General features: G+C 73.2%; 2 protein-coding genes. Both read right to left on the bottom strand.

What is annotated here, in order from left to right:
• Window positions 1-26 precede the first annotated feature (26 nt).
• The gene (locus tag O7621_RS07370; protein ID WP_282233323.1) at window positions 27-4,736 is read right to left on the bottom strand and encodes a type I polyketide synthase; all 4,710 of its coding nucleotides are present in this window, start codon (window positions 4,734-4,736) and stop codon (window positions 27-29) included.
• Window positions 4,737-4,794: 58 nt separating this feature from the next.
• Window positions 4,795-15,855 carry a type I polyketide synthase gene (locus O7621_RS07365; RefSeq protein WP_282233322.1) on the bottom strand — a complete coding sequence of 3,687 codons (11,061 nt, stop codon included), beginning with the start codon at window positions 15,853-15,855 and terminating at the stop codon, window positions 4,795-4,797.
• Between the last annotated feature and the right edge of the window lie 20 nt (window positions 15,856-15,875).

The raw sequence follows: 15,875 nt of genomic DNA, 5'->3' as shown, positions 1-15,875 counted from the left end.
GCTCCTTGAGAAAGGGGTCGGGCGGGTCAGGAGCCGGCGCTGTCCAGCGCCATCCGCACCAGTTCCTCCGAGTCGAGGTCGTCGATCTCGTCGGTGACCGGGTCCGGCCGGGACGCCACCGCGTCGTCGCGCAGCCCAGCCAGCGCGAGCAGGCCGTCCAGCAGCCCGGCGTCACGCAGTCGGGCCAGCGGCAGGGTGGCCAACGCCCGCCGGACCTCGGCCTCACCGGGTTCGCCGCCGGTTGGCGCGGGCGCCACCAGCCCGTCCAGATGCCCGGCGACCGCCGCCGCGGTGGGGTGGTCGAAGACCAGCGTCGCAGGCAGCGGCACACCGACTGCGGCCTTGAGCCGCTTGGCCAGGTCGACGGCGGTCAGCGAGTCGAAGCCGATCTCCCGGAACGCGGCGTCCGGGCCGACGTGCTCCGGGCCGGGGTGCCCGAGGACGGCGGCGACGTGCCGGCGGACGAGGTCGAGCAGAATCCGGTGGCGTTCCTGCGGGGCCGCCGCGGCGAGCCGCTGCGCCAGGTCGTTGTCGGCGGGTGCCGCCCCCGGCGACACGGCGGCGGCCAGCGCGGCACCGACCTCCGGCAGGTCGCCGATCAGCGCGCTGGGTCGGAACGCGGTGAACCCGGCGGTGAACAGGGCCCAGTCCACATCGGCGACGGCGACGAAGGTCTCGTCCCGGTCCAGGGCCGCCAGCAGGGCGTCCACGCCCCGCTCGGGCGGCATCGGCCGCAGGCCCCGGCGGCTGAGGTAGTCCCCGGCGGCGCCATCCCCCATGCCGCCCGCGCCCCACAGGCCCCAGGCGACAGAGGTGGCGACGTGGCCCTCGGCGCGACGCCGTTCGGCGAGCGCGTCCAGGGCCGCGTTGGCCGCCCCGTACGCGCTCTGCCCGCTGCTGCCCCACACGCCCGCGTTCGAGGAGTACAGGACAAAAGCGTCCAGGTCGTACCGCCGGGTGAGCTCGTCGAGGTGCCGGGCCCCGGCGACCTTCCCGGCGAACACCTCGGCGACCTCGGGCAGACCGGTCTCGTCGATCGGCACCGAGTGCGCGACGCCCGCCGTGTGGAACACAGCGGTCAGCGGCGGGTCGGCGGGCAGGCCGGCGAGCAGCTCCGCCACGGCGGCCCGGTCCGCGACGTCGCAGGCGGCCACGGTCACCTCGACGCCCAGCGCACGCAACTCCTTGACCAGGTCGGACGTGCCCGGGGCGTTTGACCCGCGCCGGCTGGTCAGCACGAGGTGCGCGGCCCCTTCGGCGGCCAGCCGGCGGGCCACGTGCGCGCCGAGCGCGCCGGTGCCGCCGGTGACCAGGACGGTGCCCCGGGGACGGTACGCGCGCTTCTGTGGCAGCGTGGGCGCGCGCCGCAGCCGACGGCCGTAGGCGACCGCGCCACGCAGCGCGACCTGGTCTTCCGCGCCGGTCAGCAGGTCGACCAGCAGGTCCCAGACCGGCCCGTCCGCTGCGGTGGGCAGGTCGACAAGTCCGCCCCACGACCGGGGCAGTTCGAGCGCGGCGACGCGGCCGAACCCCCAGACCTGCGCCTGGTGGTCGTCGGCGGTCTCGGTCGGCGCGACGGCGACCGCGCCCCGGGTGACGGTCCACAGCCGGGCCGCGGGCAGGGCATCAGCGACGGCCTGGGTGAGCAGCAAGGTCGCGATGGTGGCGACGGCGACGGCCGGGTGCTCGGGGTGCGGACGACGGTCGGTGCCGAGCAGGGACAGCACGCCCTCGGTGTCCGGGCCGGCGGCGGTGGTGAGCAGCGCGGCGAGGGCGGCCCGGTCGGCGGTGACCGGATCGACGCTCAGGTGCCGCACCTGCGCGCCCCGCGCGGTGAGCGCCGCCGTGGCCGCCTCGACCGGCTCCGCCGGCTGGTCCCCGGCCGTGACCAGCAGCCACCGTCCGGTCAGCGGGCCACCGGTGTGCGCCAGCCGCTTCCAGCCGACCCGGTACCGCCAGCCGTCCACTGTCGTCGCGGCGGCGGCCGGAGCGACGGGCTCCAGCCAGTAGCGCTGCCGCTGGAAGGCGTAGGTGGGCAGGTCCACGGCGGTGCGGGCGGTACCGGCCAGGGCCCGGGACCAGTCCACGGCCACCCCCTGGGTGAACGCTTCGGCCGCCGAGGTCAGGAACCGGGCCAGGCCGCCCGCGTCCCGGCGCAGCGACCCGACGGCCACCACCCGGACGCCGGCCGCGTCCGCGATCTGCTGGATGCCGGGAACGAGGACGGCGTGCGCGGCGGCCTCCACGAAGGTGCGGTGCCCGGCGTCGAGCAGTAGCCCGACGGTCTCCGCGAAGCGGACCTGACCGCGGAGGTTCCGGTACCAGTACCCGGCGTCCAGGGCGGTGGTGTCGATCCGGGCGGCATCCACCGTGGAGTAGAAGGGGATCTGCGCCGGGCGGGCGGCCACCGGGCCGAGGGCGGTGAGCAGGTCGTCGCGCAGCCGCTCGACGTGCGCCGAGTGGGAGGCGTAGTCCACCGGGATCCGCCGGACCCGGACCTGCTCCGCCTCGTACGCCGCGACCAGGGTGGTGACCGCGTCGGCGTACCCGGAGACCACGGTGGACTGCGGCCCGTTGACGGCGGCCACGTCGAGCCGCCCCGCCCAGTCAGCCAGCCGAGGCGCGACCTGGTCGGCCGGAAGCTGGACCGAGGCCATGCCACCAGGGCCGGAGAGCACCCGGCCGATGACCTGGGACCGCAGCGCGACCACCCGGGCGGCGTCGGCCAGGGTCAACGCGCCGCACACCACGGCGGCGGCGATCTCGCCCTGGGAGTGGCCGACCACCGCGTCCGGCTCGACGCCGAGCGAGCGCCACAGCTCGGCCAGGGACACCATCACCGCCCAGGAAACCGGCTGGAGCACGTCGACGCGCTCCAGCGGCGGGCTGCCGGCAGCGCCCCGGACCACGTCGCCGAGCTTCCAGGCGGTGTACGCCGCCAGCGCCTGCTCGCAGCGGGCCATCGACTCGGCGAAGACCGGCGCCTCGTCGAGCAGGTCGGCGGCCATGCCGGCCCAGTGCGTGCCCTGGCCGGGGAAGACGAAGACGGTCCGCCCGGTCGACGCGGCGAGACCGGTCGTCACGGTGGGGCCGGGTTCGCCCGTGGCCAGCAGATCCAGCGCGTCGAGCGCCGGTTGCAGGTCGGTGGCCGTCACCACCGCCCGGTGGTCGAAGACGGACCGGGTGGTGGCCAGTGCGAGGCCGGTGGCGGCCAGGTCGGGGGCCGGGGTGGCCGCCAGGGTGTCGCGCAACCGCCGGGCCTGCCCGGCCAGCGCCGCCGCCGACCGGGCGGAGAGCACCAGCGGCACCACCGGCGGCGGGCTGCCGGTCGTGGCGGTCGGATCGGCAGACCCGGGGGCCTGTTCCAGCACCACGTGGGCGTTGGTGCCGCTGACCCCGAAGGAGGAGACCCCGGCGCGGCGCGGCCGGTCCGTCTGCGGCCACGGCCTCGCCTCGCGCAGCAGGGCAAGCTGACCGGTCGACCAGTCGACCTCGGTGGTCGGGGTGTCCACGTGCAGGGTCGGCGGCAGGATCCCGTGCCGCATCGCCAGCACTGTCTTGATCACCCCACCAACTCCGGCGGCGGCCTGGGCGTGGCCGATGTTCGACTTCAGCGAGCCGAGCCAGAGTGGCCGGTCGGCGGGCCGGCCGGCACCGTAGACGGCCATCAGGGCCCGCGCCTCGATCGGGTCGCCGAGCCGGGTACCCGTGCCGTGGGCCTCGATCACGTCGACGTCCGCCGCCGGCACCTGGGCGTCGACCAGCGCCTGCCGCAACACCCGTTCCTGGGCCGGGCCGCTGGGCGCGGTGAGCCCGTTGCTGGCCCCGTCCTGATTGACCGCTGTGCCGGTGACCAGGGCCAGCACCCGGCGCCCGTGCCGGACAGCGTCGGAGAGCCGCTCCACGACCAGCATGCCGACTCCCTCGGCCGGGCCGAACCCGTCCGCCGCGTCGGCGAACGCCTTGCAGCGGCCGTCTGGGGCCAGCCCTCGTTGCCGGGAGAACTGTACGAACACCGCCGGGTCGGCCAGCACCGTGGCCCCGCCGGCCAGCACCAGGTCGCACTCCCCCTGCCGCAGCGCCCGTACCGCCAGGTGGAGGGCCACCAGCGACGACGAGCAGGCGGTGTCCACGGTGACCGCCGGGCCCTCCAGGCCCAGAAGGTACGAGATGCGCCCGGAGGTGAAGCTGACCACGCCGCCGGTCAGCAGGTGCCCCTCCAGTTCTGCCGAGGGTTGCCCGGCCAGGTCGGTGTAGCCGTCGTTCCAGGCCCCGACGAACACTCCGGTACGGCTGCCCCGCAGCAGGTCAGGGGGGATACCGGCCCGCTCCAGTGCTTCCCAGGAGGTCTCCAGCAGCAGCCGCTGTTGCGGATCCATGGTCAGCGCCTCGCGGGGCGAGGTGCCGAAGAAGGCAGCGTCGAAGTCACCGACCCCGTCGAGGAAGCCACCCTCCCGGCAGTACGTACGCCCCGCGGCCGCCGGGTCCGGATCGTACAGTGCGTGGCCGTCCCAGCCATGGTCGTCGGGAAACGGGGAGATCGCATCCGTACCCGAGGCCACCAACTCCCACAGCTCCTCCGGGGAGCTGACCCCGCCCGGGTAGCGGCAGGCCATGCCGACAATCGCGATCGGCTCGTGCGCCCGCGACTCGACCGCGCGCAGCCGGTCGGAGACCCGGGTGAGTTCGGTGGTGGTCCACTTCAGGTACTCGCGGAGCTTCTGCTCGTCCGACATGCCCAAACCCATCCTTGTCCGTCGGTTCCGTCCGTCTCGTCGCCGTCCCGAGCGCCGGTCAGGAGGTGCGGAACCGCTCATCGATGAACGCGAAGATGTCGTCGTCGGCGGCGGACTCCAGCATCTCGGCCGCCTCGGCGCCGTCGGGTTCGGCCGCGTCGTCCCGGATGGCACCCCACCGGCCGGACAGCGCCGCGAGCCGGACGCCGATCTCCCGCCGCACCAGGTCGTCAAGCTCGTCGAGGATGGCCCCGTCGGTGCCGGCCAGGGCGGCCTCCAGCCGGCTCAACTCGGCCAGCAACGGCACCTGCGCCGTGGCCGGCTCGGGTGCGAGGGCGGCGAGCAGGTGCGCGGCGAGAGCGTCCGGGGTGGGGTGGTCGAAGACCAGCGTCGCCGGCAGACGCAGCCCGGACGCGGTGGCGAGCCGGTTGCGCAGTTCCACCGCCGTCAGGGAGTCGAAGCCGATCTCCCGGAAGGCACGGTCGGCGTCGACGGCCTGCGGATCGGTGTGCCCGAGGACGGCTGCGGCGTGCCCTCGGACGCTCTCCAGCACCACGTCCCGCTGCTCGTCGGCGGTCAACCCGGCGAGCCGGTCGGCGAGGGTGCGCTCCCCGTCGCCGCGGGCCACGGCACCGGTCGCGCTGCCGGTCGCCGCGCTCGGCACCAGGTCGGTCAGGAACGCCGGGACGGGGCCGGCGGCCCGTAGCGCGCCGACGGTGAGCCGGATCGGGACCTGGAGCGCCTCGTCCACCCGCTGCGCGGCGTCGAACAGGGCCAGGCCCTGGTCGACGTTGAGCGGCAGCACGCCGCCCCGGGCCATCCGGCGGCGCATCCCCTCCTGGTCGAGGTGCCCGGCCATCCGACTGCTGTCCGCCCACAGGCCCCAGGCCAGCGACACCGCCGGGAGTCCCTGCGCACGCCGGTACTGGGCGAACGCGTCGACGAACCCGTTGGCTGCCGCGTAGTTGCCCTGACCTGGGCTGCCGAACAGGGCCGCCGCCGAGGAGAACAGCACGAACGCGGACAGGTCCCGATCCCTGGTCAGCTCGTGCAGGTTGATCACCGCATCGGCCTTGGGCCGCAGCACGGCGTCCACCTGCCCGGGGGTCAGCGCGGTCATGGTGGCGTCGTCGAGGGCACCGGCGGTGTGCACGACGGCGGTGAGCGGGTAGGCGGCCGGGATGCCGTCGAGCAGGCGGCGCAGCGCCTCCCGGTCGGCGACGTCGCAGGTGACGACGACGGCCGACGCGCCGGCCGTAGCCAGCTCCTCGACGAGCGCGGACGCGCCCTCGCCGGCAGGTCCACCCCGGCTGGCCAGTACCAGGTGCCGGACCCCGTGCCGGGCGACCAGGTGCCGAGCGACGGCGCTGCCGAGCGCCCCGGTGCCGCCGGTGATCAGCACCGTGCCGTACGGGTCGAACGCGGGCGGCATGGTCAGCACCACCTTGCCGACGTGCCGGGCCTGGCTGATCAGGCGGAACGCGTCCCGGGACCGACGCACGTCCCGGACGGTCAGCGGCAGTGGCCGCAGCACGCCCGCGTCGAAGAGCGCCATCAGCTCCCCGAGCAGCTGCCCGACCAGCTCCGGCCCGGCCTGCACGAGGTCGAACGCCCGGTAGTCGACGCCCGGGTGCCCGGTGGCGATCCGTTCGGGGTCACGGATGTCGGCCTTGCCCAGCTCCAGGAAGTGACCGCCGCGCGGCAGCAGCCGCAGGGAGGCGTCCACGAACTCCCCAGCGAGGGAGTTCAGCACCACGTCCACGCCCCGCCCGCCGGTGGCCGCCAGGACCTGGTCGGCGAAGTCGAGGCTGCGTGAGTCGGCGATGTGCGCGTCGTCGAGGCCGAGGTCACGCAGGACCTCCCACTTGCCCCGGCTGGCCGTGGCGTAGACCTCCACGCCCAGCTGCCGAGCGAGTTGGAGGGTCGCCATGCCGACCCCGCCAGCGCCGGCATGCACCAGCAGCGACTGTCCGGGGCGGATCCCGGCGAGCCGGGTGAGCACGTAGTAGGCGGTGAGGAACACGGCCGGCACGGACGCGGCCTCGGCGAACGACCAGCCGGCCGGTACCGGTGCGACCATCCGGGCGTCGGCCACGGCCACCGGGCCGAACCCACCGGTCCACATGCCCAGCACCCGGTCGCCGGGGGCGATCCCAGTCACGTCCGGCGCGACCTCGGTGATCACCCCGGCGCCCTCCGCGCCCAGCACCGGGTTGCCCGGGTAGAGGCCGAGGGCGATGAGGGTGTCCCGGAAGTTGACCCCGGCGGCGCGGACCGCGACCCGGACGTGGCCGGCCGGCAACGGCGCCTCGGCGTCCGGGGCCGGCACCAGCGCCAGGCCGTCCAGGGTGCCCCGCCCACCGGCGGCGAGCCGCCAGGCGACGTCGGTCGGGGGCGTCAGCGGGCCGTCGGGCCGGGACCGGGGCCGGGTCAACCGGGGCACGTACGCCGTTCCGGCGCGCACCGCCACCTGCGGTTCCCCGGTGCACAGCGCGGCCGGCAGGGCCTGCGCGGCGGCCGGGTCGGCGTCCACGTCCACGTCGACGAGGACGAACCGGTCCGGTTCCTCGGACTGGGCGGACCGCACCAGCCCCCACACGGCGGCGGGGACCGGATTGACCTGCTCGGGTCCGTAGCCGACCGACACGGCCCCGGTGGTGACGAACGCCAGGGTGGCCGCGCCCAGCCGGCCGTCGACCGCGAGCCACGACCGGGTCAGCTCCAGGGCCCGGAGCACGACCGCGCGGACCGCGTCCGGCCCGACCGGCGCCCCGGCGGCGACCGGCACGGCGACAACGTCGGGCACCGCAGCGCCCTCAGCCACCGCCGCCACCAGGGCGGCCAGATCCGGGTACGGGTCGCAGACCGTACCGGCCCGGGCCAGCCCTCCGGTCAGCCCGTGGTCGTCGCCACCGACGACCGCCCAGCGCTGGACCGGTACGGCGGTCAGGGCCGGCCGGGCGGCCCAGGTCACCTGGTACAGCACGCCGTCCCCGGTGCCGGAAGCACCCGAGGTGAGCGCCGCCACCGGGACCGGACGCACCAGCAGCGAGTCGACCGCCACCACCGTGCGGTCCTGCTCGTCGGCGCAGATGATCCGCACCGCGTCGTCGCCTGCCGGGCTGACCGTGACCCGCAGCTGGTCGGCGGCACCACCGGACGACGACACGCCGCGCAGCGCAAACGGCATCCGCAGCTGCCCGTCCTCGGGAAAGAACGCGCCTAGGCTCATCACCTGGAACGCCGCGTCGAGCAGCGCGGGGTGGATCCCGAAGCGGGGCTGCCCGGCCTGCGGGGTGGGCAGGGCCACCTCGGCGTACACGGTGTCGCCGGCCCGCCAGGCGGCCCGTACCCCCCGGAACAGCGGCCCGTACTGGTAGCCCCGGTCGGCGAAGCGGTCGTACATGTCCGCCACGTCGACGGGTTCCGCGTCGGCCGACGGCCAGGTCGGCTCCGGCGTACCGTCGTCGGCGGGGTCGGCCGGGCCGAGGGTGCCCTGGGCGTGCCGGGTCCACGCGGTGTCCGGTTCCGCCCCGTCGACGCGGGAGTGGACGGTGAGCTGCCGCCGTCCGTCCGCGTCCGCCTGGCCGACCACCAGCCGGACCTGCACCGCCCCGTCGTCGGCCAGCACCAGCGGCGCGTCCAGGGTGAGCTCCTCGATCCGCTCGGCCCCGTTGCGCCGTCCCGCCCAGAGAGCCAGCTCGGCGTAGGCGGCGCCGGGCAGGATCGCCGTGCCCAGCAGGGTGTGCTCGGTAAGCCACGGGTGGCTGCGGGGACCGAGCCGGGCCGAGTACACCTGACCGCCCTGGTCGGGCAACTCGACGGCGCCGCCGAGCAGCGGATGGTCGGTGCCGCTGAGACCGACGGAGGCGAGGTTCCCGGCCACGGCCGGTGCCTGGTACCAGTACCGTTCCCGTTGGAACGGGTACGTCGGCAAGTCGACCCGGCGAGAGTCGGTGCCGAAGAGCACCGCAGCGTCGATCTCGACGCCGTGCGCATGGGCGAGGCCGAGCGCGACCCCGAAGCCCCGGGCACCGCCCTTGCCGCGCCGCAGCGTCCCCAGCGCCGCCACCGTGGCGTCGACGTCCGCCGCCGTACCCTGCACCGAAACCGCGAGCATCGGATGTGGGCTGGGCTCCAGGAACGCCCGGTGCCCCTCGGCGAGCATTGCCCTGGTGGCCTGCTCGAACTCCACCGGATCACGCATGTTGCGGTACCAGTAGTCGGCGTCGAGCTGCGCGGTGTCCAGCAGCCCGCCGGTGACGGTGGAGAAGAACGGGATCTGCGAGCTACGCGGCGACACCGGGGCGAGGACCGCCATTAGATGGTCCTTGAGCACGTCCACCTGCGCGGAGTGCCCGGCCGTGTCCACCCCGGGGATGGCCCGCGCGTGCACCTCCTCGGCGGTCAGCTCCTCGACGAGGTCGGCGAGCGCGTCGGGGTAGCCGCTGACCGCGGCCGTCCCGGGACTGTTGACGGCCGCGACTGAGAGCCGGTCGCCGAAGCGGGCCAGTCGGGCGCGGAGCTGGTCGACCGGCAGCGACACGGCCACCATTCCGCCCTGGCCGGCCAGCCGCAGCCACGCCTGGCTGCGCAGCGCGACGATCCGCGCGGCGTCGTCGAGGGTGAGGCCACCGGCCACGTAGGCCGCCGCGATCTCGCCCTGGGAGTGGCCGACCACGGCGGCGGGGTGCACGCCCAGCGCCCGCCAGGCCGCGGCCAGCGACACCATCATCGTGAACAGCACCGGCTGGACCACGTCCACCCGGCTCAATGACGGTGCGGCCGGTTCGCACCGGAGCACGTCCAGCACCGACCAGTCGAGGTACGCTCGCAGCGCCGTGTCGCACTCCTCGGCGCTGGCCCGGAACGCCGGGGAGCGGTCCAGCAGCTCGTCGGCCATCTCGGCCCACTGCGAGCCCTGCCCCGGGAAGACGAACGCGACCCCGCCCTCGGTGGCGGCCCGGCCCCGCAGCAGCGACGGGTGCTCCTCGCCCCGGGCCAACGCGGCGAGGGCGTCGAGCGCCTCGGCCCGGCTCTCCCCGACGACGACGGCCCGGTGCTCGAAGTGCGCCCGGCTACCGGCCAGGGTGTACCCGACCTCGGCGATGTCCAGGTCTGGTGCCTCGATCAGCCGGGCCCGCAGCCGGCCGGCCTGCGCACCGAGCGCGGTGGTGCTCCGTGCCGACAGGAACAGCGGGACGGTGACCTCGTCGGAGGGGTGGTCGTGCAACTCGTGCACGGTGGGCGGGGCCTGCTCGACGATCACGTGGGCGTTGGTGCCGCTGATACCGAAGGAGGAGACCGCCGCCCGGCGTGGCTCGTCGCCCGCCGGCCACGGCACCGCCTCGGTCAGCAGGGACACCGAGCCGGAGGCCCAATCCACCTTGGGGGTCGGCAGGTCCACATGCAGGGTGCGGGGCAACGTGTCGTGGCGCAGCGCCAGGATCACCTTCAGCACCCCGGCGACACCGGCGGCCGCCTGGGTGTGGCCGATATTCGACTTCAGCGACCCGAGCCACAGCGGCCGGTCCGCCGGCCGCCCCTGCCCGTACGTCGCCAGCAGCGCCTGCGCCTCGATGGGGTCGCCCAGGGCGGTGCCGGTACCGTGTGCCTCCACGGCGTCGACCTGGTCGGCGCGCAGGCCCGCGTCGGCCAGCGCCTGCCGGATGACCGCTTGCTGGGCGGTGCCGTTCGGGGCGGTGAGGCCGTTGCTGGCGCCGTCCTGGTTGACCGCCGTGCCCCGGATGACGGCGAGGACCTCCTGACCGTCCCGGCGCGCGTCGGAGAGCCGTCGCACCACCATCATGGCGGCGCCCTCGCTGAGCCCCACGCCGTCGGCCGCGGCGGCGAACGCCTTGGACCGGCCGTCCGGTGACATGGCCCGCTGCCGGGAGAACTCCACCAACATGTCCGGCGTGGACATCACGGTGGCCCCGCCGACCAGGGCCAGGCCGCACTCGCCCCGACACAGCGCCTGGACGGCCAGGTGCAGGGCGACCAGCGAGGCGGAGCAGGCGGTGTCGACGGTTACCGCTGGGCCCTCCAGGCCGAACACGTAGGAGAGCCGGCCGGACATCACGCTGGCCGAGTTGCCGGTGCCGAGATAGCCGTCGAAGTCGTCCGCGCCGCCGCGCAGCAGCGGCATGTAGTGCTGGCCGTTGGTGCCCACGAAGACTCCGGTCCGGGTACCCCGCAACGTGGTCGGGTCGAGGCCGGCCCGTTCCAGGGACTCCCAGGTAGTCTCCAGCAGCAGTCGCTGCTGCGGGTCCATGGCCAGCGCCTCACGGGGGGAGATCCCGAAAAAGGCGGCGTCGAAGTCCGGCGCGTCGTGCAGAAAGCCGCTCTCCCGGACGTAGGTGCGGCCGGGTGCGGCCGGGTCCGGGTCGTACAGCCCGTCGACGTCCCAGCCCCGGTTGGTGGGGAACGTCGAAATGGCGTCCCTGCCCTTGTCCAGCAGTTCCCACAGCTCCTCCGGGGAGGTGACACCGCCGGGGAACCGACAGGCCATCCCGATCACCGCGACCGGCTCGTCGTCGCCCACCGTCGACGGGGCGACCGGCAGGTCGCCAGCGGTGGGGTCCGCCGGGCCGTCGCCGGCCGCCGGGCCGAGTAGTTCGGTACGCAGGAACGCGGCCAACGCGCGGGAGCTCGGATGGTCGAACACGACCGAGGCCGGCAGGGCGAGTCCGGTGGCGGCGTTGAGCCGGTTACGCAGTTCGACCGCCCCCACGGAGGTGAAGCCCAGCTCCCGGAACGCCCGGCCCGGGTCGACGTCCTCGGTCCCGTCATGGCCGAGGACGACCGAGACGTGGGCCTGGACCATCCGCAGCAGCGCACGGTGCTGGTCGGCCACGGGCCGGCCGCGCAGGGATCGGGCCAGGTCGGAGCCGGCGTCGTCGGCAGGGGCGTGGTCGGCGTCGCGGAACGCGCCCGTCCCGGGCAACTCGTCGAAGAGCGTGCTCGGCCGCGCAGCCGTGTACGAGGCGACGAAGCGGGCCCAGTCCACGTCAGCCACGGTGACGTGGCCCTCGCCCAGGACCACGGCCCGCGCCAGCGCATCGAGCGCGGCCCCTGGCTCCAGGGGAGTGAGCCCGGTACGACGCAGCAGGTCGAGGTCGGGGCCGACCCCGTCGACGGGCTCCGGGTGCGCCCACGGTGCCCAGGCGACCGCCGTCCCGGGCAACCCCCGGGCCCGCCGGGCTTCGGCGAGCGCGTCCAGCAGGGCGGTCCCGGCCGCGTAGCCGGCGTGCCCGGCACCGCCCCAGGTGCCGGTGACCGAGGAGCAGACGACGAAGGCGTCCAGATCCAGATCCAGTTCCGTCACGAGGGCGTCGAGGTGGTCGGCGGTCGTGGTCTTGGCTGCGACGGCGGCGGCGAGATCCATGCGGCTGGTGTCGGTCAGGGCGGCGGCCGCGACGGGCGGCGGGGCCACCACGACCGCGCGGGGCCGGTGGGCGGCGAGCAGGGCGGCGAGCGCGGCGCGGTCGGTCGGGTCGCAGTCGACCAGGGTCACCCGGTCGGCGGGCAGGTCGGTGCTGGACGCGTCGGCCGGGCCGGCGAGCACCACGTGCGCCGCGCCACCGTCGAAGAGACGACGGACCAGGGGTAGGGTGACCGGCCCGGGCTCGCCGACGACCAGTGCGGTGTCCCGGAGCTGCCAGTCGCCGGTGGCGGGCCGGGCGTGGACGAGGCGTCGGCCGTGCAGCCCGGAGACCCGGACGGCGACCTGGTCCTCGCCGCCCGTGCCGGCCAGCGCGGCGGCCAGGTGAGGGTAGGCGCGGGGGTCGGGGCTGGCTGGCAGGTCGACCAGGCCACCCCAGCGGTCGGGCAGCTCCAGTGCGGCGACCCGGCCGAGTCCCCACACCGGGGCCTGCCCGGCGTCCGGCGAATCGCCTGGGAAGACGGCCACTGCGCCCCGGGTGACCGCCCAGAGACGGGCTGGCGTGTCGGTGTCGGCCAGGGCCTGGATCAGGGCGAGCGTGGCGGTCAGGCCGAGCAGCGCAGCGTCCGGCTCGTCGCCGCCGGCGTGGGCCAACAGGGAGACCACGCCGGTCAGGCCGGCCGGGTCCGTCGCGGTGGCGGCGGTCAGGTGCTCGGCGAGGCGGACCCGGTCGGTCGCCGGGTCGACGGTCAGCAGGTCCACGGTGGCGCCCCGGGCGGTCAGGGCCTGCCGGACGCTGTCGGTCGTCTCGTCACCGCCCTGCGCCTCGGGCGCCACCAGCAGCCAGCGTCCGGTGAGCCACCGAGGACTACCGGCCGGAAGCGGCTTCCAGGTGATCCGGTACCGCCAGCCCGTCGTCGGGTCGGTGTCACCGCCGACAGCGGTAACCGGCCTGGGAGCCTCGGCCCAGTAGTGGCGTCGCTGAAACGGATACGTAGGCAAATCAACCACCCGACCCCCAACACCAGCAAACACCGCACCCCAATCCACATCAACCCCACCAACAAAAGCCTCCGCTACCGAAACCAAAAACCGATCCAACCCACCATCATCACGCCGCAACGACCCCACCACCACAACCGGACCCCCACCACCCACCACCCCAACAGTCTCCTCCACACCCGGCACCAACACCGGATGCGCACTACACTCCACAAACCCCGAAAACCCATCCCCCACCAAACGCCCCACAGTCTCACCAAACAACACCCGCTGCCGCAAATTCCGATACCAATACCCCCCATCCAAACCAACACCATCCACCACACCAGCCTCCACCGTCGAATAAAACGGCACCTCCCCCCGACGCGGAACCACCCCCGCCAACACCTCCAACAACTCAGCCTCAACAGCCTCCACCCGCACCGAATGCGACGCATAATCCACCGGAATCCTCCGCGCCCGAACCCCCTCCCCCTCACACCACGCCACAAAATCCACCACCGCACCCACATCCCCCGAAACAACAGTCCCCGACGGACCATTCACCGCCGCCACACCCAACCCACCCCCAAACCCCACAAGCCTCGACTCCACCTCCGCCACCGGCAACGCAACAGACGCCATCGCACCCGGACCCGCCAAAACCCGACCAATCACCCGAGACCGCTCCGCCACCACCCGCGCACCATCAGACAAACTCAACACACCAGCCACCACCGCCGCCGCAATCTCACCCTGCGAATGACCCACCACCGCCGACGGCACCACACCCACCGACCGCCACAACCGCGCCAACGACACCATCACCGCCCACGACACCGGCTGCACCACATCAACCCGACCAAACACATCCACCCCACCACCACGCACCACCTCCACCAAATCCCAATCCACAAACTCCGACAACACCCCCGCACACTCCACCATCGACTCAGCAAACACCGACGACTCATCCATCAACCGCGCACCCATACCCACCCACTGCGCCCCCTGACCCGGAAACACAAACACCACCCGACCCCCCGACAACCCACCCGACCCCCCAGACACCACACCACCCACACCAAAATCACCCGACGCCACAGCCGCCAACCCACGATCCACAACCACAGAATCAGCACCAAAAACCACCGCCCGACGCTCAAACACCGACCGCGTCGACACCAACGACCACCCAACATCCACCAACCGCGCACCCCCCAAAACACCCCGAAGACGATCAGCCTGCGCCCGCAACGCCACCTCCGACCTACCCGACAACACCACCGGAACCACCGGAAGCTCCCGCACCACCACCGAATCACCGACACCACCAACAGAAACAGACTCCTCCACCACAGGAGCCTCCTCCAAAATCAAATGAGCATTCGTACCACTAACCCCGAACGCAGAAACCCCAGCCCGACGCGGCCGACCAGTCACCGGCCAATCACGCCGCTCCGACAACAACTCCACCGACCCCGACGACCAATCCACAAACGGCGACGGCTCATCCACATGCAACGTCGCCGGCAACACCCCCGCCCGCAACGCCAACACCATCTTCATCACACCAGCAACACCCGCGGCCGCCTGCGTATGACCCACATTCGACTTCAACGACCCCAACCACAACGGACCACCCGAACGACCACGCCCATAAGTCGCCAACAACGCCTCAGCCTCAATCGGATCCCCCAACCGAGTCCCCGTACCATGCGCCTCCACCACATCAACCTCATCAGCCGCCACACCCGCCACCGCCAACGCATCACGAATCACCCGCTGCTGCGCAACCCCCGACGGCGCCGTCAAACCATTCGACGCCCCATCCTGATTAACCGCAGAACCCCGCACCACCGCCAACACCCGATGACCACGCTCCCGCGCCACCGACAACCGCTCCAACACCACAACACCAGCACCCTCAGCCCAACCCGTACCATCCGCACCACCCCCAAAAGCACGACACCGCCCATCAACCGACAACCCACCCTGCCGCGAAAACTCCACAAACAAACCCGGCCCCGCAATAACCGTCACCCCACCCGCCAACGCCACATCACACTCACCCAACCGCAACCCCTGACACGCCAAATGCAACGCCACCAACGACGACGAACACGCCGTATCAACAGAAACCGCAGGACCCTCCAACCCGAAAGCATAGGACACCCGACCCGACACCACACTCGGCGTCGTCCCCGTCAACAAAAACCCCTCAAACCCGCCACTCCCCTCCGACAACCGAGGCCCGTACTCCTGCCCCATCACCCCCACATACACACCAGTCCGCGACCCCCGCAAACCCGCCGGATCAATACCCGCATGCTCCAACGCCTCCCACGACGTCTCCAACAACAACCGCTGCTGCGGATCCATCGCCAACGCCTCACGAGGAGAAATCCCAAAAAACTCGGCGTCGAAAAACCCCGCGTCATACACAAAACCCCCCTCACGCACATACGACTTCCCCGCCACCCCCCGCACCGGATCAAACAGCGACTCCACATCCCAACCCCGATCCACCGGAAAACCAGAAACCGCATCCCCACCCGACACCACCAAATCCCACAAACCAGCCGGAGACACCACACCACCCGGCAACCGACAACCCATCCCCACAATCACCACCGGATCATCATTCGCAACAGCAGCGGACTCGTACTGCCGGATCCGCTCGCGGGCCTCATGGAGGTCGCCCATCGCGCGGCGCAGGTATTCGCGGAGCTTCTCTTCGTTGGTGACGGGCACGGTGCTCCCCCTGTGGTCCG

The organism is Solwaraspora sp. WMMD937, from assembly GCF_029581175.1.
Classification (GTDB): Bacteria; Actinomycetota; Actinomycetes; order Mycobacteriales; family Micromonosporaceae; genus Micromonospora_E.
This window is presented reverse-complemented; position numbering and strand designations above follow the sequence as displayed.

Excerpts from the sequence above, each read along its gene's own strand:
- O7621_RS07370 (WP_282233323.1), bottom strand. The coding sequence starts at position 4,736 with ATGTCGGACGAGCAGAAGCTCCGCGAGTACCTGAAGTGGACCACCACC.